This is a genomic window from Candidatus Thiodiazotropha sp. LNASS1, from assembly GCF_964212655.1.
GTDB lineage: Bacteria > Pseudomonadota > Gammaproteobacteria > Chromatiales > Chromatiaceae > Thiodiazotropha.
Window position 1 is genome coordinate 2,684,665 of record NZ_OZ156465.1, and the last position, 23,932, is coordinate 2,708,596.

Annotated in this window: 21 protein-coding genes and 1 tRNA gene; 6 read left to right on the forward strand and 16 right to left on the reverse strand. The window is 51.5% G+C overall.

The window, feature by feature from the left end; genetic code table 11:
* Positions 1–190 precede the first annotated feature (190 nt).
* Complete coding sequence (locus AB8516_RS11700; RefSeq protein WP_369158774.1) at positions 191–1,138, forward strand: IS110 family transposase; 948 nt, start codon at positions 191–193, stop codon at positions 1,136–1,138.
* A 34-nt stretch (positions 1,139–1,172) separates the two neighbouring features.
* Here the strand turns inward: AB8516_RS11700 and AB8516_RS11705 are convergent, their stop codons facing one another.
* From AB8516_RS11705 to AB8516_RS11750, 10 genes are all read right to left on the reverse strand, one after another.
* The gene (locus AB8516_RS11705) at positions 1,173–1,745 is read right to left on the reverse strand and encodes a trans-aconitate 2-methyltransferase (protein ID WP_369160795.1); all 573 of its coding nucleotides are present in this window, start codon (positions 1,743–1,745) and stop codon (positions 1,173–1,175) included.
* A gap of 161 nt (positions 1,746–1,906) precedes the next feature.
* Entirely contained in the window at positions 1,907–3,472 is a 1,566-nt protein-coding gene (locus tag AB8516_RS11710) for an IS1182 family transposase (protein ID WP_369160797.1), read from the reverse strand.
* 135 nt (positions 3,473–3,607) lie between these two features.
* Positions 3,608–4,861, reverse strand: a complete 1,254-nt coding sequence (gene ltrA / locus AB8516_RS11715) for a group II intron reverse transcriptase/maturase (RefSeq protein ID WP_369160799.1) — start codon at positions 4,859–4,861, stop codon at positions 3,608–3,610.
* Positions 4,862–5,483: 622 nt separating this feature from the next.
* Positions 5,484–6,053 (reverse strand): hypothetical protein, encoded by a 570-nt coding sequence (locus AB8516_RS11720; RefSeq protein ID WP_369160801.1) that lies wholly within the window; start codon positions 6,051–6,053, stop codon positions 5,484–5,486.
* Positions 6,054–6,115: 62 nt separating this feature from the next.
* Entirely contained in the window at positions 6,116–6,682 is a 567-nt protein-coding gene (locus tag AB8516_RS11725; protein WP_369160803.1) for a plasmid fertility inhibition factor family protein, read from the reverse strand.
* A 76-nt stretch (positions 6,683–6,758) separates the two neighbouring features.
* Positions 6,759–7,133, reverse strand: coding sequence for a hypothetical protein (locus AB8516_RS11730; RefSeq protein ID WP_369160805.1), 375 nt, complete (start codon positions 7,131–7,133; stop codon positions 6,759–6,761).
* Between the two features lie 30 nt (positions 7,134–7,163).
* Positions 7,164–8,384, reverse strand: coding sequence for a transposase (locus tag AB8516_RS11735; RefSeq protein WP_369160807.1), 1,221 nt, complete (start codon positions 8,382–8,384; stop codon positions 7,164–7,166).
* Positions 8,385–8,520: 136 nt separating this feature from the next.
* Positions 8,521–8,928 carry a zinc-ribbon domain containing protein gene (locus AB8516_RS11740; protein WP_369160809.1) on the reverse strand — a complete coding sequence of 136 codons (408 nt, stop codon included), beginning with the start codon at positions 8,926–8,928 and terminating at the stop codon, positions 8,521–8,523.
* Between the two features lie 69 nt (positions 8,929–8,997).
* Complete coding sequence (locus AB8516_RS11745; RefSeq protein WP_369160811.1) at positions 8,998–9,318, reverse strand: hypothetical protein; 321 nt, start codon at positions 9,316–9,318, stop codon at positions 8,998–9,000.
* Positions 9,319–9,394: 76 nt separating this feature from the next.
* Positions 9,395–9,796, reverse strand: a complete 402-nt coding sequence (locus AB8516_RS11750) for a hypothetical protein (protein WP_369160813.1) — start codon at positions 9,794–9,796, stop codon at positions 9,395–9,397.
* Between the two features lie 166 nt (positions 9,797–9,962).
* Here AB8516_RS11750 and AB8516_RS11755 point away from each other — a divergent pair, with 166 nt between their 5' ends.
* On the forward strand, positions 9,963–10,934 hold the full coding sequence (locus AB8516_RS11755; RefSeq protein ID WP_369160815.1) for an integron integrase: 972 nt from the start codon (positions 9,963–9,965) through the stop codon (positions 10,932–10,934).
* Between the two features lie 14 nt (positions 10,935–10,948).
* Here the strand turns inward: AB8516_RS11755 and AB8516_RS11760 are convergent, their stop codons facing one another.
* Complete coding sequence (locus AB8516_RS11760; protein ID WP_369160817.1) at positions 10,949–15,250, reverse strand: DEAD/DEAH box helicase; 4,302 nt, start codon at positions 15,248–15,250, stop codon at positions 10,949–10,951.
* A gap of 99 nt (positions 15,251–15,349) precedes the next feature.
* Between AB8516_RS11760 and AB8516_RS11765 the strand changes: the two genes are divergently transcribed.
* The gene (locus AB8516_RS11765; RefSeq protein WP_369160819.1) at positions 15,350–16,351 is read left to right on the forward strand and encodes an SRPBCC family protein; all 1,002 of its coding nucleotides are present in this window, start codon (positions 15,350–15,352) and stop codon (positions 16,349–16,351) included.
* Positions 16,352–16,640: 289 nt separating this feature from the next.
* On the opposite strand, the gene AB8516_RS11770 is transcribed toward AB8516_RS11765, so the two are convergent.
* Genes AB8516_RS11770 through AB8516_RS11780 form a run of 3 tightly spaced genes read right to left on the reverse strand, consistent with a single transcriptional unit; the run spans position 16,641 to position 18,987 of the window.
* The gene (locus tag AB8516_RS11770; protein ID WP_369160821.1) at positions 16,641–17,855 is read right to left on the reverse strand and encodes a VWA domain-containing protein; all 1,215 of its coding nucleotides are present in this window, start codon (positions 17,853–17,855) and stop codon (positions 16,641–16,643) included.
* Positions 17,856–17,872: 17 nt separating this feature from the next.
* A complete protein-coding gene (locus AB8516_RS11775; protein WP_369160823.1) occupies positions 17,873–18,442 on the reverse strand; it encodes a hypothetical protein in 570 nt (189 codons plus the stop codon).
* Positions 18,439–18,987 carry a PspA/IM30 family protein gene (locus tag AB8516_RS11780; protein WP_369160825.1) on the reverse strand — a complete coding sequence of 183 codons (549 nt, stop codon included), beginning with the start codon at positions 18,985–18,987 and terminating at the stop codon, positions 18,439–18,441. The genes AB8516_RS11775 and AB8516_RS11780 overlap by 4 nt, the downstream gene beginning before the upstream one ends.
* A gap of 292 nt (positions 18,988–19,279) precedes the next feature.
* Between AB8516_RS11780 and AB8516_RS11785 the strand changes: the two genes are divergently transcribed.
* From AB8516_RS11785 to AB8516_RS11795, 3 genes are all read left to right on the forward strand, one after another.
* A complete protein-coding gene (locus AB8516_RS11785; protein WP_369160827.1) occupies positions 19,280–19,981 on the forward strand; it encodes a response regulator transcription factor in 702 nt (233 codons plus the stop codon).
* 1 nt (position 19,982) lies between these two features.
* Entirely contained in the window at positions 19,983–22,133 is a 2,151-nt protein-coding gene (locus AB8516_RS11790; RefSeq protein WP_369160829.1) for a sensor histidine kinase, read from the forward strand.
* Positions 22,134–22,300: 167 nt separating this feature from the next.
* On the forward strand, positions 22,301–23,359 hold the full coding sequence (locus tag AB8516_RS11795) for a Fic family protein (RefSeq protein ID WP_369160831.1): 1,059 nt from the start codon (positions 22,301–22,303) through the stop codon (positions 23,357–23,359).
* A 13-nt stretch (positions 23,360–23,372) separates the two neighbouring features.
* Here AB8516_RS11795 and AB8516_RS11800 read toward each other — a convergent pair whose 3' ends face one another.
* Entirely contained in the window at positions 23,373–23,498 is a 126-nt protein-coding gene (locus AB8516_RS11800) for a hypothetical protein (RefSeq protein WP_369160833.1), read from the reverse strand.
* Between the two features lie 306 nt (positions 23,499–23,804).
* A tRNA-Phe gene (locus AB8516_RS11805) sits at positions 23,805–23,880 on the reverse strand.
* Positions 23,881–23,932: the final 52 nt, after the last annotated feature.

A 23,932-nucleotide genomic window follows, 5' to 3' on the forward strand; every position in this document is an offset into this window, starting at 1 on the left:
CTTCATATGACCAGATCCCTAAGAGAGGAGTAAAGTGAAGCCCGTAACTTGTAGCAGCAAGTTACCGGTTCAGTAGCCCGATGATGCCAGGGTCTCACAGACCGTTAACAAGCGGGGGCACTGAACCGACCCGATTTATCTCGAACAGTCGAATGGGCTTCAAGCCCGAATTTAGCAAGGTAGAGCAAAGATGACAAACCTTAAAAAGAGAAAATCCACCGTCAATGTGGGGGTCGATGTGGGGAAATGGATGCTGGACGTTCACATTTATGAGAAAGATATCCACTGGCAGGATAAGAATACCCCAGAGGGTGTCAGTAGGATACTCAAACGCCTCGCCCACTATCGGGTTAAACGACTCGTCATGGAGGCTACAGGGCGATATCAGCTAGCTTTAGCAGCGGCTGCCTACCAAAAGTCCCTGCCGGTTTGTATCGTCAAACCCATGTCGATTCGTCGCTATGCTGGTGTGGTAGAACAATTGGCCAAAACCGACAAGATCGATGCCCGCGTCATCGCCGAATATGCGGCCATCATTCAGCCGGAACCTACGCCCAAAGTCAGCCGCAATCTTCGTACGATCAAAGACTTATTAACTCGCCGGAGACAAGTGATGGAGATGCGCACCCAGGAACTCAATCGTCTACAAATCATGGGTAAGGCCTTTGAGACCTCCTGCCGCCGTATCTTGCGATGTCTCGATGCGGAAATCTGCTCGATCGAGAAAAAACTCAACCAGTTAGTCGAGAGACAGGCTGAGTGGGCAGAGCGTAAATCCATCTTACTGTCGGCACCGGGTGTCGGCGATACACTGGCCTATACACTATTGGCTGATCTCCCCGAGTTAGGCTCACTGAACAACAAACAGGTTGCTGCCCTGGTCGGTGTTGCACCGATAAACCGAGATAGCGGAATGTCACGTGGTAAGCGGCGCATCAAAGGCGGTAGAGCTGGCGTTCGCACAACACTTTATATGGCCACATTGAGCGCCACTCAATGCAATCCAGTCATACGGGCTTTTTACCGACAACTCGTTGATCAAGGCAAGCATAAGAAGGTTGCTTTGACGGCATGTATGCGTAAGTTTGTTACCATGTTGAATGCCATGGTAAGGGATCAAGTTGCTTGGGCTTACTGATGTTTAATCGCAGGGTTGACGCCACAGTCGCTTGTTATGCGGATCGATCATTTTCCGCCACTATCAATATAGAGTCACCATCCTCGAACTCTTTATATTCATAGGTTTCTCTGATAGTGAAATATTTTGAGACCAAATTTAGTAATTGATCTCGGTCAAAAAACACGAACAACATACCCTCCATCGTAAACTCTTTGTCCCCTAACCAGAATGTATGCGCGAATATCCCGTTAAGCTTAATTACTTGCTGTTGTCGCTTGAGCGAATTTTCCAACTTCTCTCTGTCTAGGTGATGCAATACTTTGTTTGAGAATACGCAATCAAATATTTGCTGCGTTTCTATAGACACGGCATCCAGTTTTAGAAATGGAATGTTTTTGTACTTCTTCTTGCACCGTAAAAGAAATTCATCAGATAGATCAGATCCAGTAACGGTATATCTATTTTGAAAATAATAAATATCGTTTCCAGGCCCACTTCCTAGTTCCAATATAGAGGAGCCTTTTGCGAGATGTTTATCAAGCACTTTATATATTTCTGTGCCGTCATATTCCTCACACATCTTTTCATATTCATTCACCTTCAAAGGATCATTATAAAATTCCACTTAATTAACTCTACTGGTAATCCGCATAACGAGGATGTAGAAAAACCCTATCGCAAAGAGCGCAGTTTCTATATGCAAACATTTTGTTCATAATATCAATGATCCCTTTAGAATACTTCATTCGTATTTTATCAAGGCAGACTGTCAATGAATCTCCGTATTTAAGCCGCAATCCTTCCATAATTCATGATCTTCTCGATGTTATGGACCATGCAATAGAGCTGCCACTGTCCTTGAACTTTTCGCTTACCGCGTAGTGTAAACCGGTTGAGCCCCTTATTCGTCCCGACATTACCGAATACCGGCTCCACCGTCGACATACGATGGCTGTAGATCTGCTTGCCTGCTTCACTATCAACGCGGTGTTTCATCCAGTCAATGTAGCGCGGCTTGGCATTCTTTTTCAGTATAAATGACACTTGCCTACCGTTACCTTTTCGGTGATCAGCAGCCTGTGGATTCTTCATGCATTGCTGTTTCATATCGCAATGGCGGCATTGTAATAGTCTTCCTTCAAAGAAGGCTTTGTGGTTGCCGAGCTTATCCTCTGACTGGTGGCGGAAACTGAGCTGTTTGCCTGCTGGGCAAATACAGGTCATGGCAGTTTGATTAAAATTGAAGTCAATGGCCGGTATCAGGGTGCGGGCTTTCCTTCTACTCAGCTGATGTCGCTTACCATATTTTGCCTTCTGATCACTGAACCTCGGATCGCGGCTTCTGAACTGGTTATCCGGTATATAGGCGTTAATTCTATTGTCATACAGGTATTGCATATTGCCTTCATTGGCAAAGCCCGTATCTGCCGTGACAATGATGTTGCTTGCGTATAGGGCTTTGTTAATCTTCAGGCGACGGTAGCGTTGTTGTAAGGATTCCAAGATCGGTTGTAATGTATGATGTTCCTGGCCCTCGCCAAAAGCCTGAGCGTCAATAATAACCTGGTGTTTCTTATCCACTGCTGCAAGACCATTGTAACCCTGGATCGTGCCTTTTGAGGTTGTCATCTTGGCACTTTCGTTGTCTGTGATATTACTCTTTACTTCCTTTTGTATTTTGCCTTGGCCCATCCTTGGGCTTTGCGACTTTAAAAAGTGATCGATCCTTTCATAGGCCTGGTTCAGTGTTTCTATGGTGTCTTTTCGGCGCTGATCTTGCGCATCCTCGCGACTTTGGTGCTTGTCTTGTTTTTTGTGCGCCTCCAAATGGTAACGGATCTGGCGCTTAATCTTTTCGCGTTTCTGTTCAAGCTCTTTGAAGGTGCCCGACCATTCCTTCGATGCATTAGAGGGCATTTTACAGCCATCAATGGCAAATAATTCATGACCGAGCAATCCCTGCTCATCGCAAATCAATAGTATCTGTTCAAAAAGCAATTCTATCTCGTCACTTCGACTGCTGATAAAGTCGGCAATGGTTGTAAAGTGAGGAACACTATCGCAGCAAAGGGCCTTAAATATAATATTATTCGTGCACTGCCACTCAAGATCACGACTGGAAGTGATACCCCGCGAATATCCAAATAGAACAATCTTTAATAATATTGCGGGATCATAGGCCGGTCGGCCTACATCATCATTCTTGAACTTCGGATAAAACACTGACAGATCAAGCTTGTTGTCGATCAGATGATGGATGGCGTATTCAAAGGTGCCTGGCACCAATTGATCGAGGTAGTTGATAGCAACCATGCTATTTTGGTTGTAGTCGTAAGGAATGAATTTAGGCATTAAATAACTCCCTTTCCTTTGTCTCCATTCTATCATTCCTTTTGTGAAAATTGGTGTTGGTGAGTAGACCGGAGGGATTGCACCCCCGGCCTCTCTCAGAACGGTGCGTGAACCTCTCGATTCACACCGCTCCCATCAAGCAAAATCCCCTACCATCCCTCGCTGCCAGTGCACAAATAAGTACGGGCACTGCTTGGCCACCTTCTTGAGAAAGCGACTTGCCCGTATCTTATGACCTCTCAACCGTTTGAACTTCTTCATCGCCCACGCCACCAACGTTAAGTTAAAGTGGCGCAGAACCGGATACATCGCCGATGGCGAGTACCGCCCGTAGTATCCCAACCACCCTCTGAGGATTGGATTGTACAACCGAGCAATATCCGCCAGGCTCAGGTTTGAACGATTTCGATAGTTCAACTTGCGGGTTGTTTGCCGCATGGAGTTCAGGGCGCTCTTACTAACCGCCGGGGTGAAGTTCACAAACATACTGTTGCGTTTACGATTCTTCACCAGCCGAGACCGGAAAGTGTATCCGAGGAAATCAAACTGCGTATTCGGATATCTACCTTTGCGCTGTCCATCCTTGCAGTAAACAATCTTGGTCTTTCCCGGATGCAGCTCAAGGCCACATTGAGCGAGCCGCGCATTGAGCGCTGCTTGGACGGCAAGCGCTTCCTGCTCATTACGACAATGCACCAGCCCGTCGTCCGCATACCGGCACCAGGGAGTATTTGGCCACGTCCTCGTTATCCAGACATCGAAGGCGTAATGCATGAACAGATTCGCCAACACCGGACTCACCACCCCGCCCTGGGGCGTGCCCCGAGTGCGTTCCACTCGGGTTCCGTCAACAAGTTGCAGTGGCGCGGTTAACCAGCGTCCGATGTACAGCAGTGCCCATGCACATTGCACGTGCTTCTTAAGTGCTCTAAGCAACAACGTATGGTCGATGTTGTCAAACAGACCCTTGATATCAAACTCAAGCACCCAGTCATACTCCCAGCATCGTTTCCGCGTTACCCCAATGGCATCCAACGCCGAACGTCCGGGTCGATAGCCATAAGAGTCTGGCAGAAACTTCGCCTCAAGCGCTGGTTCAATCATCTGCTTTACCACCATCTGAGCCACACGATCCATCACCGTGGGCACACCCAGAATGCGCTCCCCACCATTCTTCTTCGGAATGGCGACCGCCTTGACCGGTGCAGGAAAGTAGCTACCCGAGGACATTCGATTCCAGATCTTGTACAGTTTCCCTTTCAGATCGGTCTCAAAATCCTCCAGCGACTCCTGATCCACACCAGCCGAGCCCGCATTGGTCTTTACCTCCTTGTACGCCCTGTACACCAACCACTTGTCAATGGTAAAGGGCTTTCCTGTTGCACTCACACGCTTCCTCCTGTCACCAGTTGAACGCCAAATGCAACCGCTTGATCCGATCCCTTCGCTCCAGCCGCATTACCAGCCTTCATCACTACTACAGATCGGTCCGCCCCAGTGCCCCGCATCGGTACTCTCGCCTCGTGGTTTCTGCCACTTGGGCTTCTCCCTTCGCATCGGAACGACTGGTTCCCGCAGTTCCGCACAGAAGCCTGGATCAGCTTCACGCCCCCTATACGCCGGCCGCCGTTTGCCCAGTAATCAGGTCTCCGGCAAACTTGTCCCAGAAGGTAGAAACGCCTCTGGTTTCGACGACAATTCTCTGAATTACGACGCGTCATTAAGGGTTCACTTTCGTTCGTCTCTCTGATCCACACCTGCTGGAGGTATTTCCTCCACGCTTTGACCCCAACGCTCACCACCAACGGCTCTTTACCGTAGCAGCTTGGAGTGGTTTGAAGCCTGCTCCTGAAAGCCGACTTCGAAGGGCCTTCCTTCATCTTCCATGCAGCTTATTCACAGATCATCAGTTCATCCCATCCCCTCCATCTGTGTTCCTGCGGCACACTTTCTACAGCCTCAACGTTGCCATAAGCCGCGCGAGGTACGAGTGTCGGATTTAATGGCATGGTTATGCATGTATTACACTCTCAAGTAAGCACTCGTAATTGTCATAACAGCCGATAAAAAAATCCTCTAGATACATCGCCGTTGTAATTATGTAGTCAGCCATTTCTAATACTTGTCCAGGTGTAAGCGGTTCTTCATCTTGTTTGTATCCATGCTTCATTTTAGCCGAAGTTTTTCTTCTTCTTATTTCGACATGGGATTTAGAATGATCGTAAATCCAAGAAGAATGTAATAGTTTATTTCTAAGCTCTTCTGACTTTGTGCACATATATAAAAGATCTTTAAAGTCAGAGTGTGAAATTTTTAGTTCGTTTATTTCATACTCTTTTTTTACTAATGAAGCTAAAACATGAACTTTAGCTTTAAATGACATTTCACTAGTTATTATGAGGCCTATTTCTGGTTCAGTTCCTAATAAGTGATTGATACAAGAAGATAAAACTTCTTCTAATTCACCGAAATTCATTGCTATTCGGCCGACTGCATCGTTTAACGGGTCTGCACTTCCTACTGCTTCTTCAAAGGAATAGCCATGAAACACAAATACTTTATCGTATTGCTTATCTTTCATTTTATGCATAACGGTGGAGCTCAGTGGAGCGAACGATAGCGAGCATCCACTGTAGCCCATGGTTATGTGCCATTCGTAAGTTGCTCAACAGTACAAAAAGAGTTTTTTCCATATCCGGCATACTCAGCCAACCTCTGGGCTCCATCCTTTAAATTGCATTCAATTGGGAAGCTTTTCGCACCGTTACACAAAAGCCAAATTGTTCGAGTTATACCGTTTATATAGGAAACATAATTAATACCTATTTCCTCAATACGCAACAACTTTTTAAACAATATGTATTTTCTTTCATATATTGGTTTTGATATCACATGTTCATTACATACAACATTAGCAAGCGGCACTGGATTCGAGATACCAAATGAAAACCCTTTTACTGCATGATGATATTTCCTATCGTTTTTCCAGGTTTCAGGGTTACCCATACTTATATCTGAATGAATACTATAAGGTTCAGCCTTCCAAAGTTTTAAGAACTTTGTTGCGTCAACAACTACCACACATCGCTCGTCGTTATTAAAATTAGTTTTCGCAATAGACATATACACTACTTTTTCTTTATCCAACTTAATTTCGAATATTCCTTTTGTCCCTGAATAGTCACTTGTGATTGAGTGAAGTTCGATCATGTGTTTTTACCGCACATAACGACAAGCTGTGGGGCGCGAGCCGCATCGCGGCGAAGCGTCCCGCACGAGCGATTTGTTATGAGTTACCAAGAAGCTCATTTATCTGATTCTCTATTGATTCGAAGTCTATTTTCTTTGCTAAAATCTCATCTCTAGACCATTCAATTGTATCCGACCAGTATTTTGATTTATCTTGAAGCCTCATCATCAGCTCTTCACTTGCATATCGTGATTTCACTGAAGCTTCAGCCCATAATTGAGCTAATTGATATTCTTTTTCTCTATCCTCTACTCCATCTGAAAGCTCAATATACTTCTTCGTTTCTAGGAGAGCAGCATGGATAGCATGTAATGCTTCGTCCTTTTTGTTGTCTTTATAATGTCTTTCGGACTGAAACGTGCTTAGCAACCCTTGTAGTGGCGCCAAGAATACAGAAGCAATTCCATTCATGTTTCTATCTCTCCTTTAGACTCATAACGCTTAGTTCAACGGCCGTCGCACCGCGCAAATAATTGGCAGTGATGTCTCGTGATTTAGATAATCAATGTGCGCTACAGGTCGATCGCGGTCCGTTGTAACGCATTGTTGCACACGGCTATTCCTTATATAGGAAATTTTACGTCTTATGCTCATAACATGCATCAAATCATGGCCACACATCGGACAAATTGGTACTTCCCTATCCGGTTTTTCAAATACCTTTTCCAATTCTACTCCTAGTGTACTTCTTACCTTATCTCGCTTCTCTCGGGCACCACTGGCATATAACCCATAATATCTGACTTGATGTTGACCGGCTACGGCGACATGCCATAACACGCGCGTCATGAAATGCGCTATCGGCAATGTCATAGTTTTGCTTTTACAGTCATGATGGTCTTTGTAACAAAAAGTCACACGTTGATCATCAGCACTTATAATCTGTTGGTTTTTGATCGTTCCACCTCTGACATATCGAGAAAGGTAGATTGCTACGCCATCGCCATGCTTGTAGGCGCCCTGTATTCGGATATTCCAGTTTTTTCGCGAAACTTGTCGCAACACCCGACGCCATTCAAGTTCTATCCACTCTTGCGGAAGCGTAATTTCATTATTGGCATATGCTTCATTTAACCAACTCAGCCATTTGCCACAAAACTTCGCTTTCAGAACACCAACCGGTAATAAGAAATCATTTTCCACGCGGCACACATCGTCGCTATGTAAACCTATACCGGTTACCAATACGTGCATGTGAGGATGAAAGATCTGGGTTCGGCCCCAGGTGTGCAGCGACGATAGGAGACCAACTTCTCCGCCAAGATATCGCTCGTCTTTTAATAACTCTCGCAGTGTCTCAGCAGTCGCCTGAAACAGCTTGTCAGCACACCAGCGGCGATTGTAGTGCCAGATTGCATTGAGCTCATGAGGTAAGGTAAAAACCACGTGGTAGTGATCGCAAGGCAACAATTTGGATTTGATCTTATCCAACCACTCCCTGCTTTTTGATCCATTGCAGAGGGGGCAGCTACGATGCCGGCAGGAGTGGGGCTGTCGCAACACATAATCATCATCACGACATAACCATTCTTCATGGCCCAGTTCATCACTCTGACAATCCATGATCGCTTGTGCTGCTTTAATTTGATCAATACTCAGACCGTGCATCTTTCTATAGCTTCCAAACTCCGAACGAAATATACTTTGTAGTGTCGCTTCCATGCGATCTCCTTCATAATAATAAACTTAAATGGCATGCCTTTTTATAGGTAATGTATCGAGCTTTCTCTTCCTTCTATTTGTGCAACGGCCCGGCTCAGTGGGGCGAGCGGTAGCGAGCATCCACTGGAGCCGATGGTTATGCATTCTTTTGCAGCATTTTTTCAAACATCGCCACTTTAGCACTATCAAGAGGCTTACCATATGATGGTAGTTCCTTGAGTATATTTAACCACTCCTTAATTATTGAACTATCGATAGACTGGCCTTTGAGTTTGCTTCCCAAGTTTTGTTCAAAGTAGGACATTTTCGACTTAATATCTTTGTATTTTGAATAGCAACTTGGGCATAGAGTTCTTTTTTGCCAGATATACCGCTTTTTCTCCTCATATGCTCTCTTTTGTTCTTGTGCTGAGAAAACAGCAATCTTCCCACATTTATTGCATTTATATTTTTCATCCTCGTAATATGCCTCATTAGACAAATACGCATAAGAACGCTTACTTTCTTCAGACCAGGCTTTCCTATTGATTCGCGCTTTCATCATGCTTGCTCTTATGCATAACGGCCCGGATCAGTGGGGCGAGCGGAAGCGAGCATCCACTGTAGCCGATGGTTATGCATGATTTCTAGGATTTGTGCGTTCTTTGAGTTCATTAGATAAACCCTTGAGATCTGCCTCATTAACCAATCCTTCATGACGCAGCATCATAAGTTGTATTGTAGCTTTTGAGCGGCTGTGGTCATTAAATAGCAAAACAATTTGCTTATCGTAGTTCTCAATCAATTTGTATAAATAGAGATATTTTCCATGATTTGTTGGGTTATCTCTACTCTCTAAACCCTCCGATACATCATTCAATATTGTTCCACAGAAGCGTTCTAAAGCCTCTTCTTTAATTTTCTTAAATTTCTTCCAGTCAGATTCTGAGATCATTTTTTGTTTTTATGCATAACGCCCAACTCAGCGGGCAAATTTTGCGCAGCGAAATTTGATCCGATGCAGTTGATTGTTATGCATAGTGCCGAAAACCCAAAAGCACATAAATTAGAATAAACCCTCCTGGGATAGTTAGCATCAGCTTGGATGCAGGAGCACCCTCAGTACTAGGTGTGTCAGAGAATTTAATACGGTCCCGAAATTTCTCACAACTCTCAATAATTGTAACCATCTCCCAAACATTCTTTATATCGAGGCTTAGCTTACGTTGAACAAGAAGCCATATTCCTGCCATGACTATTCCCATCAAAACTAGAGTCGTTTCAGCACCTTGGGTTTTCTGTGTAAAATCACTGGCAATACCAGCAAGTATTGCAAAGTGAACTGCGAAAAACTGAACAAAGTATGACTTATAGCGATCATGATTTAATGGAATAACGTTCTCAATTAGACGCTTATAATTTTCATCATCCATATACGTTCTCTTCTTTATGCATAACTTATAAATATACCCCAGATGTGTCAGATATATCTGGGCTAATATTGCCGTGTATGCAGAATTGCATGTTATTAAGTAGCTGATTTACAATATGCACACCCATGGATAGGGGCATGTATATCAGCAAGAGGTAAAAAGACACATGGACGTTGTTAAGAAACCTATGCTGCTGGAGGTCGTCCGGCAGCGCATGCGGCTTCGACATTACAGCATTCGTACTGAAAAATCCTACATTCACTGGATCCGGCGATTCGTTCGCTTTCATAACAGACGCCATCCCAAGGAGCTGGGTAAACAGGAGATCGAGGCCTTTCTCACCCACCTTGCCGTTGATCGAAAAGTGTCTGCCTCGACGCAGAATCAGGCTTTCAATGCTTTGTTGTTTCTCTACCGCGAGGTTTTGGAGCTTAAGATGCCGCAGCTTGATTCGGTAAGGCGTGCTAAAAAACCCAAACAGTTGCCGACCGTACTTTCGCCGGATGAGATCCGACAGGTATTGAGTCACCTGGATGGTAAATACTGGATTGCCGCGAACCTGCTCTATGGCTCGGGGCTGCGACTGCTCGAATGCCTGCGCCTTCGGGTGCAGGATATCGATTTCAATCTCGCTCAGATCATGGTGCGAGGGGGAAAGGGCAACAAGGACCGTTGTACGATTTTGCCGGCGTCGGTGATCGATCCGCTGCAGGAGCATCTTGAGAAATTGCGCACCATCCATAGTCAGGATCTCGAAAAAGGCTTGGGCCGAGTATACCTGCCGGTTGCATTGGATCGCAAATACCCTAATGCCTCAAAAGAACTGTGCTGGCAGTTCGTCTTTCCCGCATCGCGTTACGTTGCTGATCGTGATACCGGGCATCAGGTCAGATTTCATTTGCATGAGAAGGCGCTGCAACGTGCGATTAAGTCTGCCGTCAGGCAATCGGATATCTCGAAACGTGCAACGGCGCATACCTTGCGGCACAGTTTCGCAACCCACCTGTTACAGCGGGGTGCGGACATTCGCACCATACAGGCCCTGCTCGGTCATAAGGATGTCAACATTACCATGATCTATACTCATGTGATTCAAAAAGGCGGCATGGGGGTTCGCAGCCCCTTGGATTTATTGTGAAAGACATCGCACCCTTAAAACAGTGGGCCTTGTTGCGGTTTGTGATAGTTAGCCGGATGCTGTTTGCGTGTCAGCAGATTCCTGATGTGCCAGTGCTCGCTCTCGGGTACCACTTCATCGATGGTGATCTCACCGCCCTGGTTGGTGGCGACCGGTTTGCCATCCTTGTATAGAATGCGATGACCTGCCTGGGCGGTGATGCGTTTGCCGGGCGTAACGATGCCGGTGAGGTTCAGGGGGTCCGCGCTGCCGATGCTGATCAGTTCATCGGCATCCTTGCTTTTGCGTACCTCGCGCATCAGACTCACCGCCTCAGGCAGTGCAAAATGCTCGCCGGCAAAACCCTCGACGAAACGACCACCCCTGATCTCTCCCCTCGCCTCCAAACGGCGCAAACAGTAGAGCAGGTCGCGCCAGGGAGGGAGATCGCTCTCACGCTCGAGCAGTTTCCTGAACACCACGCCATAGCGGGTCAGCAGAGTGTGCGCGATCTGCTCGATGCGCTGTGCCTCATCCTCATGACCCATTGGCGCCCGTATCAATGACCAGCGTCCGCCAGAGGCGAGTGGGGCCTGCATGGTAGTGCGGCGTCGGCTGCGCTTGCGGTGCTTCTCCGGCGTGATCATGGCACGCAGTCCCTGAAACTGGTCCGAATTGACCAGGCCCCAGGCGACCAGTTCGCCCAGGGCGATCTCCAGCTGGGTTTTCAGCAGACCCGTCTGCTGTTGCAGGTCGTCGAAAAAACTGGCGCCCCACTGCTGCAGCACTTCAGATACCTTGACCGCGGTGACGCTCAACCCCTCGGGCGCTGTCGATTCTGTCCGATACCAGACAGAGAGATGGGGGCGGAAGACGAAAGCCAACGGTGTGGTCTTGATTGCCGGGTTTTTGCGTTTGTTCTGCTTCAGTTCTGTCGGATGCAGGCGTAGCCAGGCAAGCTTGCCCGAACCGCACAACTCGTCCAGCTCGCTGGAGAAGTAGGGCTGCAGCCGGGCGGGCAGGATCTCATCCTCCCAGCTGCTGGCGGGCACGCTGATCCCTTCGAGTTGCAGCATGACCCGTTCCAACGCGGCAACACCCTGCGCAGGATCGTCCAGCCCCTGCCAGCTGAACAGGAAGCGCATAAAATCGGCGGGGCTCACCGGCTCGATTTCACGGCGCAGCTGTTTCAGGGTATAGCGGTGGATACGCGCCAGCAGGCCGCGCTCGCACCACTCGACCTCGACACAGTCCGGATGGAAACGACCCTGTATGGCAAAGCCCTCCTGTTCCAGACTGCTTAGCGCCAGCGCCACAGCTTCTGCCGGTAGGCTTAAGGGGCGTGCCAGTTGCTCAACCGTCACCGGACCAAGACACTCCAAACGACTGCGCAGGATCTCAACAACAGCCGACTCGAACGATTCGGCCTCATCCGCGGGTATGGCGCTGATCGCCGGCGATAGCTCATGCGCCGGGCAGATCTTCTGCATCGCCTGCAACCGCTCCGCGCTGACCCATAAAACCAGGTTCCCGTTCGAGAGTCGTGTGGCGCGTTGTTGCTGCTGCAATTCAGCCAGAAAACGCCGCCATGGATCGAGATCCGCCGAGGCGATTTCGTCCTCTTCGATAAAGCCGGCGATCATCAATCCATCGTGGAGTTCGTCCGGATTGCGCGGCTGCGGCCAGGCCTCTGCCTGCACCTGGCGGATCGCCTCGGGATTCAAACGTCCCAGGTCGGCGGCGGTTTGCGGATCCATATGGCGCCGCTGCTGTACCGCCAGCGCGCGCCGCTCCTCCGCCGGGGTGTCGTCGAGGAATGCGTAGGGTCTGGCGTTGAGGGTTTCGAGCGCCATGGGTGACGGCGTAGGCAGCTCCCTGGCGCTCACCTGGATATGTCCCTGCTCAATGGCATCCAGCACCCGCTTCAGTCCATCGATGTCCATCAGCTCGTGCAGGCAGTCCCACAACGCCTGGTTCACCAGCGGGTGGTCCGGCACCTCCCGGTCACCCTGGATGTTTTCGAAACAGGCGAGCTGATCGGGGAAGACAAGCGCCACCAGGTCTTCGGCATCGTTGCGCTGGAAGGGCGCGGGCACCCGCTTGCCGCCGCGCATACGGGGCACCGCCAAAGAGATATTGGTCACCCAGCGCCAGCGGGTCGGAAACATGGGCGCGGCCAGCAGGGCCTGAACCAATACCTGCTCGACGCTCTTTGATTTCAAATAGCCGGCCGGCTCTTCCAGGGGGAAGCTGTGGGTCGGCCCGAGGGAGAGGATCAAATTGTCCTCGTTGGCGGCCGCCTGCAGTTCGAAATTGAAGCGGCGGCAGAAGCGCTTGCGCAGGGCCAGGCCCCAGGCCTTGTTGATGCGGGAGCCGAAGGGTGCGTGGATGACGAAATGCATGTCGCCGGTCTCGTCGAAGAAGCGCTCGAAGAGCACATGCCTTTGGCTCGGTATCACGCCGAACAGGGCCTTCGTCGCGGCAAGGTACTCAACCAACTGTGCGGCGGTGGCCGGGTCGAGGTGATGCTCCTGTTCCAGGTAATCCAGCGCTGCCTGCCGCCCCTTGTCCAATACTCCGTCGAGAGTTTCGCGCAGACGGGAAACCGCATGGGAGAGTTCGTCGGTGCGACCCGGCGCCTCGCCGAACCAGAAGGGAATGGTGGGCGGTTGGCCACGGGCGTCCTCCACAAACACCCTGCCCTGTTCGATCTTCAACATGCGGTATGAGAAATTGCCGAGCTGGAAGATATCCCCCGGCATGCTCTCGAAGGCGAAGTCCTCGTTCAGGCTGCCGACGAAGAGCCCCTCCGGTTGCAGGATCACATCGTAATTGAACTGATCGGGTATGGCGCCGCCATTGGTGATAGCTGTCAGGCGGGCACTCCGCCGCGGCCGCAGCATGCCGTTGACCGCATCGCGATGGATGTAGTCGCCCCGTCTGCCCCGCCGGGTGTGAAAACCGTCCGACAGCATCTTCACCACATCGAGGAAAATCTGCTCGGTAAGATTGTTATAGGGCCGGGCACACCTGAACGCCCGGTAGAGAGCCCGTTCGTCCCACTCCCTGGCGGAGACCTCGGCGACGATCTGCTGGGCCAGGACATCCAATGGATGTTCGGGTACCGGTATCCGATCGAGTTCCCCCCTGCGGATAGCATCCAGCATGGCCACCGACTCGACCAGGTCGTCGCGGCTGAGGGGAAACAGCCGCGCCTTGGGGGTGCCGGTCAGTTGGTGCCCGGAGCGGCCCGCCCGTTGCAGAAAGGTGGCGATGCTGTGCGGCGATCCCATCTGGCACACCAACTCCACATCCCCGATATCGATACCGAGCTCCAGGGAGGCGGTCGCCACCAGGGCGCGCAGCGACCCCGACTTGAGGCGCTGCTCGGCGTCGAGCCGGTGCTCCTTGGCCAGGCTGCCGTGGTGGGAGGTGACCGCCTCCTCGCCCAGGTTTTTTGCCAATGCCGCCGCCGCGCGCTCGGCGAGCCGACGGGTGTTGACGAAAATCAGGGTGGTCTTGTGCCGGGTGATGAGCAGCTCGAGCCGGCGGTAGATCTCATCCCAGGCCTCGTTGGCCATCACCGCCTCCAGCGGCGACCCGGTCAGCTCGATGGCCAGGTCCCGTTCACGCACATGGCCGGTATCGACAATGGTACAGGCCCGTTGCAGCGGATCGTCGTGTTGCCCGGTGAGGTAGCGCGCCATCTCCTCGATCGGTTTTTGCGTCGCCGAGATGCCGATGCGCACCGGCGGCCTGTCACACAACCGGGCGAGGCGCTCCAGGCTCAAGGTCAGATGGGCGCCTCGTTTGTTGCCCGCCAGGGCATGGATCTCGTCGACGATCACGCTGCGTACCGTTTTCAATATCTCCCGGCCGGAATCGGAGGTCAACAGAATATAGAGGGATTCCGGTGTGGTCACCAGGATGTGCGGCGGGGTGCGCTTCATCATCGCCCGTTCCGACGAAGTGGTATCCCCGGTGCGCACCAGGGCGCGAATCGGCACATCGGGATAGCCCCCTTCCAGCAGCGCATCCCGGATCCCATTCAACGGTTGTTCCAGATTCTTGTGAATGTCGTTGGAGAGGGCCTTCAGCGGTGAGACATAGAGCACATGGGTCTCGTCGGCCAGGGGAAACTGCAGCCCCGCCTGTACCAGCCGGTCGATCGCCGCAAGAAAGGCGGCCAGGGTCTTACCGGAGCCGGTGGGCGCCGAGATCAGGGTGTTCTGTGCCGCCTGTATCGCCGGCCAGGCCTGCGCCTGGACCTCGGTGGGCCGGCCGAACTGCCGCTCAAGCCATGCTGTGACTGCCGGGTGAAACTGGAACGATGACATTACCCCATGATAGCCCTATTTTCTTGCGGGGGGCGTAATCCTATACTCGATATACTGTTTTCGGCAGACAATAAAACCAACGGTGGAGGGAGCCTTGCCATGACAACCGTAATCATTGTAATCGCCGTTCTGATCGCCGTCCCACTCATCTATCTGGCCACCCTGGACGGCAGTTTCAAGGTCAGGCGCTCGCTGGAGATCGCGGTCGATCAAAAGACCGTGTTCGACAAGATCCGCGATTTCCGAAGCTGGTCAGACTGGAGCCCCTGGCTGATGCACGAGCCCGACACCACCCTGGAATTCTCCGATACGCCGGACCGTGAGGGGGGCTGGTACAGCTGGGACGGTAGTATCGTCGGCGCCGGCAAACTGACCCATGAAAAATTTAGCGGCGAAGAGAAGATCGAACAGCGGATCGAATTCACGCGTCCCTTCAAGTCCGTAAGCAGCGTCTGGTGGGAGTTCGAACCCAAGGGCGAAGGCAAAACCCTGGTTCATTGGAACATGGCGGGCAGCATGCCCTTTCTGTTCCGTTTCATGGCGAAGAAGATGCCGGCCTACATCAGCAAAGATTACGATACCGGTCTCTACATGCTGCGCGGCGAATTGGAAACGGACGCCGAAGTCCCGTGCATATCTTTTGACGGTCCGGTGGAACTGCCGGAGCAAACCGCCCTGACCCTCCATTTTGAGGGTCATCTGGAGGCGATGAAAAAGGCCATGACGGAAGGCTTTCCACGACTTGGCCACTATGTCGATGAACAGGGACTGACCGCCACGGGTTGCCCGTTCTCCATCTACCACAAGGTCGACCTTAAAACGATGCACTTCGACTGCGACATGGCGATACCGGTAGCGCCGGAGACCACATCGACAGAGCTTGAGGTGAAGCGCTTCAGCGGCGGACGCTACTACAAGACCACCCTGAGAGGCAGCTATGAATTTCTCGAACTCGCCTGGTACCAGGCCTACGCCCATCTGCAGATGAGTAAGATTAAACCCCTGCACAAGCAGGCCTCGCGGGAGATGTATGAAAACGATCCCGCCACGGTCAGCCATAGCAACGAGATCGTCACTTCGATCTATATACCGATCAAATAGCGCAGATCGCTAATCGAAATCAGGGAAAACTCAATGGCAGTCAGAGAGAGACAGCTCAAACGATGACAAACCGGTTTTTTCGCTACGCGTAGATTTCTGTTTATCTCTCGTTCAATAAAAAAGAAGGTCGCAGCCATATCATGTTGAAATTTGGATGAGATATTGCTTGACCTCGGCCCATGACAACCGCAAGCCCGGCTAGTAGGCCGGGCTTGTTTTCAACCTGCATCACTTCGGGCCTGTTGACACTCATCCAATTGGCCCTAGCACCAGACGCATCAACCACGGATCAATACGCCGGCGCTTCCGCCTCATAGTGAATACCGCTGCGCCCGGCCTGTTCGCGAATGGCACTGTAGAGTTTATGGTCCAGCGAACCCTTGGCTCCACCGGACTTTTTCACCTCCTGTTTAAGATACTCCTTACGCTGTGCCGAGAGCTCATTGATCTCCTCCTGCAGTACCTTACGCTGTTTAGCCTTTTCTGTGATCATGGCACGTTGCTCCTGCGGCGCCATGGCGCGTATGGAGGAAGGCAGATGATCCTTCTTGATGGCATCGAGCTCAACCCGGCCGCTAGCCACATCGTCCACCAATTCACTGTCACCCAATAGATTGGATTTTCCACTCTTTGATGCATTGAAGGTGGCGCGGCGTGCACGGGATGCGACCGAGGCGGACTCATGCAGCTTGTCAGCCGCTTCCAGTTTCTGGCGCTTCTTCTCTAACACCTCATCCGATCCGTAGTAGAGACGGGTTTCATCCAGCTTCTTTGAGAGAGTGGCCAGTTTCTCATCGAACGGCGTACTGATCGCCACGGCGTTTCCGTCTTGAGAGACCTGGGCGTACTGGCCAAGACCGCCCTGGGCAATCTTGCTCCAGACCAGGCGTGTCGGGGCGCTGTTGCCGGCCTGGATTGTGTTGACCACTATACCCCTGGCGTTGGCCACCTTAAGGGTTTGCGGATACTTCACATCATCCTGATAATCCATGTGGGGCGGCGCATCCCCCACCAGAAAGACGACCCGATAGGCATCCTCGCCCTGACTCCAGGAGATCTTGTTGACCGCATCATGCAGGGCCTGGTTGACACTTTCAGGGCCGTCACCACCGCCTTCGGCGCGAAAATCCATCAGCGTCGCGTAGACTGTGTCGAGATCTTCCGAGAGATCCACGACTCGCGTGACATAGCTGTCGCCCCGGTCTCGATAGGCTACCAGCCCCATCTTGATTTCGGGCGCGGGCTGCGCCTGGGCCATGGTGGAGGCGATAGACCAGATCTTCTCCTTGGATGCCTGGATCAAGCCTCCCATGCTTCCGGTGGTATCCAGCGCGAATACCACTTCGATTTTCGGGTGTTGCCGGGTAGTGGTATGCACCGCCGGCACCTGGATAGGATCCGGCTGTGGCATGTTAACCGCAGCAACATCCTTGAGGGCGGGATAGAACGCGATACCACCGGCGGTAAAAGTGAACAGTGCTGCTGCAATGATTTTTGATTTCATGATCTTCTCCACATTGACTAACGGACAGTTGATAACTTGGCGAGTGCGGCTTCCGCCGTGCGATGGGCAAGTTGAAAACCATCGTCTGTACTATTAACGGCGGTCGCCTGTTTGCTCGCTCGCTTCCAGGTATTGGGGATGAATACGAACAGTGCCTGGACGAGAAAAAAGCTCCACACACTGAGAAACAGATTGCCGGTTTGCAGCAACGCCCATACCGCCGCCGCCAAACCGAACAACACCAGACCCATGTCAGCCAATGCCGAGATGAGACTCGAATGGAAATAGAGTGAGCGAATCAACCAGACAACTCCCAAATGGGCCATGAGATAGAACGGCAGGCTCAGCCCCATCAGCCAGATAACAACCGCTGCCGCCAACCAGGCACTCACACTGGTAATGCGTCCGACCTTTTCGCCGCTGCGTCGCAACAGGTAGATCACATAGAGCAAGCCCATGGCTGCTATGAGCAGGCGTAGTACAAAGTCGGTGACGAAAACTGTTGTCAGTGCGCTAAAGAGCACCCCCCCACCGATAGTGGCGACCAGCGCTACACCGACACCTTCAAAAAAGCCGGGGCGTTTCATGACCGGGTCCTCCTCTGCTTTTCACGCAGAAAGGCGAGTTCGATGTCATCCTCGTTGACGGCGAACTGACGCATGAAATCCGGCTCGTTCCAGCTGTTATGCTGTGCCTCCTCGTTCTCAGAGCCTGCAAGCAATTCCGCCTTCTGTCGCATGGACTCGAGACGCGAGCGGTTTTCATCGATACGTTTTTTAAGGGCCTCGCCCGCCTCCCGAAACTCCTGTTGTTTGCGGGCGAGATAGTTAAGATAGCGCTCCGACTCCAGCTTGCGTTTCAACAGCGTCCGGGCCAATGCCTCGTTACCGGTATCGAAGCAGAGATCCAGCTCTTCAGTCACCTGCCCAAGCCGTTGTTCAAGTTCGCTTTGTCGGGATGCAACCTGCTTCAGCTCCAGCTCTATGACCTTGACCCGATGATCGTCCTTGGTTAACGCCTCTTCCATATCACGCACCGCCTGCTTGAGTAGGATTTCAGGCTCCTCCATGCGATCGAGAACCGCGTTGACATCGGCTCGAAACAGTTGGGATACGCGTGTGATGAGTGCCATGTCAGACTCCTTGTGTTTGAATGTCTAAACACAGTCTAAGAACGAGACGCCATGACGAGTAGACAGAATTTAGTAAAACTCCGGACGGCAGATTTACATAGAATTTACATTTCCCATGCGATAACTTGGTAGCCTAGTAATAGACATATCGCTTTATTCTGCACCCTGTTGGGTAGTGAATATTCAATTTGCGTTCATTTGCGGTCCAACAATCATTCGTGAACATTTGCGGCTTGCTTTTTATACAACCATGTAATGAAAAAGAGATAAAACAGCTTTAATTTGGAGCAGCATGAATCAAAAACCACGCATCCTCATCGTCGAAGACGAAGAAGCTATCCGGGTAGGGCTGGTCGACGTATTCGTCTACCACGGTTTTGCCGTGGATAGTGCAGCCGAAGGTCCGGCAGGACTGCAGAAAGCCCTGACCGGCACTTTCGACATGATCCTGCTCGACGTGATGCTGCCCGGAATGAACGGCTTCGATATCTGCAACCGCATACGCGAACAGGATAAGGATCAACCCATCATCATGTTGACTGCCAAGACCAGTGATGAAGACATTGTCCACGGACTGACCCTGGGCGCGGACGACTATGTGGCGAAACCCTTTTCGGTTGCGCAATTGGTGCTGCGCGTACAGGCTGTATTGCGACGCTCCCGCAACAGCGAAGCCAGCCAAGACTACATTCGACTGGGGGATGTGGTGGAGATCGATATTCGAAACCTGTCAGGCAAACGCAGTGACGAGCCGCTCTCCTTCACCAGACGGGAGATGGAGATTATCGAATACCTGCACCGCCACCGGGAACGCCCCGTATCGCGTGAAGAGTTGCTCAACAAAGTGTGGGGCTATGCGAAGAATGCCGATATCGAAACCCGCACGGTGGATATACATATCGCCAAATTACGCAGAAAGATAGAAACCGATTCAGCGGAACCCCGTTTTTTGACCACGGTGCGGGGTGCCGGTTACCGCCTGTTGGTCGATTGAAATGGCTCGCCCCGCCCTCAACAGCCTCAACAAAAATCAGCTACGCCGTTGGCTCATAGTGTTTCTCTTCACCCTGGCGATTCCCAGCGGTCTACTAGTCTATCAAGCCTACGATCAACTGAAGTGGGAGGCCTTTCATCGTCACCGGGTGCTGGCCGAAGAGCTGGCAACGCGCATCGACAAGGGTTACGCCCAGCTCATCGAAACGGAGGAGCGTCGCGCTTTTGTCGATTACAACTTTCTCGTCATTGCCGGCGATCCCAACAGCAATTTCATTCAACGTTCAGCATTGTCGAGCTTTCCTGTGCGCTCCCCAATACCCGGGTTGATCGGTTATTTTCAGGTGGACAGCGAGGGTGTATTTAATACGCCGCTGCTCCCTGATTCGGCACTCACCGCCAGCGAATACGGCATTCAGGCCGATGAGCTTGTGCAACGACGGGAACTTGCCGATCGCCTACGCGCTATCCTCGGTGAAAACCGATTGGTACGCACCGAGCAACACGAGGACAGAGAGGACGAGCTCACTGAAGCAATGATTACACCTGAAGAGGTCCCACTCAGCGATAGCACTGGATCCCTCTACTCTTCCAGTACGGAGTCTCGACGCATTCGGGATCGTAAGATAACTGAGGAGGGTGATAAGGCGTCCGGGGATTACGGCATCAAGCAGGAGATTGCTGCGGGGCAGGCTGTCTTTGATCGCCTGTCGGAGCAAAAAGCAGATCGCCCATCAAAGGCGCTTACCGGTTCCAACATACGTGGCCGCGTGGAAGACCTGCAACTGGACAGCAGCTTTGAAGCCGCGCAGGCGCCAATGCGGCAGCAACGGACAGCGCCCAAGGCGAAAGCAGGACTGGCAAAACGCACCCCGCGTAAAGAGCGCAGTGTACTGCCCGAACCGGAACCCCTTGCTACACAACCGGGAACCATGGCTGCACCACAGGTATCGAAGCCGGCGCCGTTGCGGATTCGCACCTTCGAAAGCGAGATCGATCCCTTTGAAATGAGTCTTCTCGACAGCGGCCACATCGTGCTTTACAGAAAGGTGTGGCGTGACAGCCAGCGCTATATTCAAGGCATGCTCGTGGAGCAAAACGCCTTTCTGAGCGGCCTCATGGAAACCAGCTTTCGCGCTACATCCCTCGCACAGATGAGTGAACTGATCACCGCCTACCAGGGTAATCTACTGAGCGCATTCTCGGCATCCGCGGGGGAGCGTTATCAGGCCGGCACCGAGGAACTTCGCGGTGCGCTCCTCTACCAAACCCGGCTCACCGCTCCCTTCAACGACCTGGAATTGATCTTCGCTATTCAACATCTTCCCGCTGGTCCGGGCGGTGCTGTCATAGCATGGATCGCGGTGATTCTTTTTTTGCTTCTCAGCGCCGGTTTCTATGCCATCTACCGCTTGGGTGTAGGACAGATAAACCTGATCACTCAACAGCAGGACTTCGTATCCGCCGTCAGCCATGAGCTGAAGACGCCGCTTACTTCGATACGCATGTATGGCGAAATGCTTCGCGAGGGCTGGGTGGTGGAAGATAAGAAGCGCGAGTACTACGACTTCATACACGATGAGAGTGAGCGACTGACACGCCTGATCAACAACGTGCTGCAGCTTGCACGCATGACCCGAAACGGCCTGCAGGTTCAGCTGAAGCCTGTCTCAGCAGGCGAGTTGATGGATCTGATAGGGTCGAAGATTGAGTCTCAGACCACCCGCGCCGGATTCGACCTCAAGCTGAATGCTTCCCCAGACTGCGCATCCCGAACACTGCAGATCGACCCGGACTACTTCACTCAGATCATCATCAACCTGGTGGACAATGCCATCAAGTTCTCCGCCAGGGCAGAGAAAAAGGCAATAGATATTGAGTGTCTTTCACAGCAGGACAGTAGAGTGGTATTCAAGGTACGAGACTACGGGCCCGGGATCGCAAAGGATCAGATGAAGAAGATCTTCAAACTCTTCTACAGATCCGAAAACGAACTCACCCGTGAGACAGTCGGCACAGGAATCGGCTTGGCGTTGGTGAGTCAGTTAACCACAGCGATGGAAGGGAGTGTGGATGTAGTGAACATGGAGCCGGGCGTGGAGTTTCGCGTGAGCTTTCTGTCTAATCGAAATACAATTTCTGTTGATTTGTAATCATTATTAACCCTACCACTACACTCCAGGCCGTTCACCACCCGCAATGGGTCGGGCTGACGTGGTATCCTCCATCAGCACGCAACCCAATATACGGATATTTATGGGTATTTTTTTAGATAATTTAAGATTACATCTTGCCTTTATGGATATTTATGGGTATTTATATGGGTATGGGCATAAATGTCGATACGCTTAAAATCACCCGTGAAATCCTCTCGTTAATAGCCGAGCTGGATGAGTTCAAGGGCGCGTGGCGCGCCCTGGGGACACTCGCCCCGGATCGGCTGTCAGCCCTGCGCCACGTCGCAACCATCGAGAGTATCGGTTCGTCAACTCGAATTGAGGGCAGCAACCTGTCAGACCAGGAGGTCGACCGGCTTCTCAGCAACATAGAAATCAAGAAGTTCGAGACCCGCGATGCACAGGAAGTGGCGGGCTATGCGGAAGTCATGGAAACGGTCTTCGCCCATGCCGATGACATTGACCTCACAGAAAACCATATCAGGCAGTTACACCGCGACCTACTCGTTTACAGCACCAAGGACGAGCGCCATAGGGGTGAATACAAAACTAGCCCGAACAATGTGATGGCTTTTGACGCCGAGGGCAAGGAAATCGGCATCGTGTTCGAAACGGCCACGCCGTTCGACACACCCCGCCTGATGACTGAACTCATCGCGTGGACAGGAGAGGCGCTGACGCAAAAACAACTCCATCCGCTCCTTATCATTGCGGTCTTTATCGTTGTCTACCTCGAAATCCATCCCTTCCAGGACGGCAATGGCCGCCTGTCGCGCGTGCTCACGACGTTGCTGCTCCTGCGCAACGGCTACGCCTACATGCCTTATAGCTCACTGGAAAGCGTGATCGAACAAACCAAGGAAGACTATTACGTGGCATTACGCGGCACGCAAGCCACGATCCGTACCGATGCCCCCGACTGGCAGCCGTGGGTCATGTACTTTCTGCGCGCGCTGCAAAAACAAAAAGTTCGCCTGGAAACCAAAATTGCACGAGAAAAAATCCTTATCAACAAACTGCCGGAACTCTCAGTTCAAATCCTCGAACTTGCCAAAGCACATGGAAGACTGACCATCGGCCAGATCGTCGATATCACAGAGGCTAACCGCAACACGGTGAAAAAGCACCTGCAAGCCCTCGTCACGGCGGGACACCTAAGCCAGCATGGTACAGGTAAGGGAACCTGGTACGGGCACGGATAAGTGTGTTGAAAGGTTAAAGGCCCTTGAGACAAGATCCGAAGCCCTGGAATTCATGGTCGTTGGTAACGACGACCTCGCGCTCGACCTCCTCGATCTCGCCGTATAGCTGTTGATTTGAATGCGAGATTGATCCATTCATTGATAGATATGCATCGAAATACTGACCCTATGTATTGATAATTATATTTCTCTTAATCTGATGCTTATTCAGCTCAGGCTGGGATAATATTCACTGCAACCAGCGGATTAATAGTGAATGCAAATCAACAACAAACACTACTCCGCCGCCGAGCTTTCTCAGCCTATTGAAGCAGCGAACAGTGTGTGACCAGGGCTATGGGAAGTCCGAACTGGTAGTTTTGCGACGACTAAGCAGTTCATAGCTTCACACAAATTAACGCAAGAGATTTTTTGAGAAGGAATTCGGGACGGCTAAGCCACTGAATGGTGGCCAGGGACAGAATCGAACTGCCGACACGGGGATTTTCAGTCCCCTGCTCTACCGACTGAGCTACCTGGCCTTAGAGAAGAGGGCGTATTAAACCGGGGATGCCCGGTTGAGTCAAGTCCGCA

Bases quoted from the DNA above. Each gene is read 5' to 3' on its own strand.
- AB8516_RS11700 (WP_369158774.1), top strand. From the start codon at position 191: ATGACAAACCTTAAAAAGAGAAAATCCACCGTCAATGTGGGGGTCGAT.
- AB8516_RS11710 (WP_369160797.1), bottom strand. From the start codon at position 3,472: ATGCCTAAATTCATTCCTTACGACTACAACCAAAATAGCATGGTTGCT.
- AB8516_RS11720 (WP_369160801.1), bottom strand. From the start codon at position 6,053: ATGAAAGATAAGCAATACGATAAAGTATTTGTGTTTCATGGCTATTCC.
- AB8516_RS11725 (WP_369160803.1), bottom strand. From the start codon at position 6,682: ATGATCGAACTTCACTCAATCACAAGTGACTATTCAGGGACAAAAGGA.
- AB8516_RS11730 (WP_369160805.1), bottom strand. From the start codon at position 7,133: ATGAATGGAATTGCTTCTGTATTCTTGGCGCCACTACAAGGGTTGCTA.
- AB8516_RS11735 (WP_369160807.1), bottom strand. From the start codon at position 8,384: ATGGAAGCGACACTACAAAGTATATTTCGTTCGGAGTTTGGAAGCTAT.
- AB8516_RS11740 (WP_369160809.1), bottom strand. From the start codon at position 8,928: ATGATGAAAGCGCGAATCAATAGGAAAGCCTGGTCTGAAGAAAGTAAG.
- AB8516_RS11745 (WP_369160811.1), bottom strand. From the start codon at position 9,318: ATGATCTCAGAATCTGACTGGAAGAAATTTAAGAAAATTAAAGAAGAG.
- AB8516_RS11750 (WP_369160813.1), bottom strand. From the start codon at position 9,796: ATGGATGATGAAAATTATAAGCGTCTAATTGAGAACGTTATTCCATTA.
- AB8516_RS11755 (WP_369160815.1), top strand. From the start codon at position 9,963: ATGGACGTTGTTAAGAAACCTATGCTGCTGGAGGTCGTCCGGCAGCGC.
- AB8516_RS11760 (WP_369160817.1), bottom strand. From the start codon at position 15,250: ATGTCATCGTTCCAGTTTCACCCGGCAGTCACAGCATGGCTTGAGCGG.
- AB8516_RS11765 (WP_369160819.1), top strand. From the start codon at position 15,350: ATGACAACCGTAATCATTGTAATCGCCGTTCTGATCGCCGTCCCACTC.
- AB8516_RS11770 (WP_369160821.1), bottom strand. From the start codon at position 17,855: ATGAAATCAAAAATCATTGCAGCAGCACTGTTCACTTTTACCGCCGGT.
- AB8516_RS11775 (WP_369160823.1), bottom strand. From the start codon at position 18,442: ATGAAACGCCCCGGCTTTTTTGAAGGTGTCGGTGTAGCGCTGGTCGCC.
- AB8516_RS11780 (WP_369160825.1), bottom strand. From the start codon at position 18,987: ATGGCACTCATCACACGCGTATCCCAACTGTTTCGAGCCGATGTCAAC.
- AB8516_RS11785 (WP_369160827.1), top strand. From the start codon at position 19,280: ATGAATCAAAAACCACGCATCCTCATCGTCGAAGACGAAGAAGCTATC.
- AB8516_RS11790 (WP_369160829.1), top strand. From the start codon at position 19,983: ATGGCTCGCCCCGCCCTCAACAGCCTCAACAAAAATCAGCTACGCCGT.
- AB8516_RS11795 (WP_369160831.1), top strand. From the start codon at position 22,301: ATGGGTATGGGCATAAATGTCGATACGCTTAAAATCACCCGTGAAATC.
- AB8516_RS11800 (WP_369160833.1), bottom strand. From the start codon at position 23,498: ATGAATGGATCAATCTCGCATTCAAATCAACAGCTATACGGCGAGATC.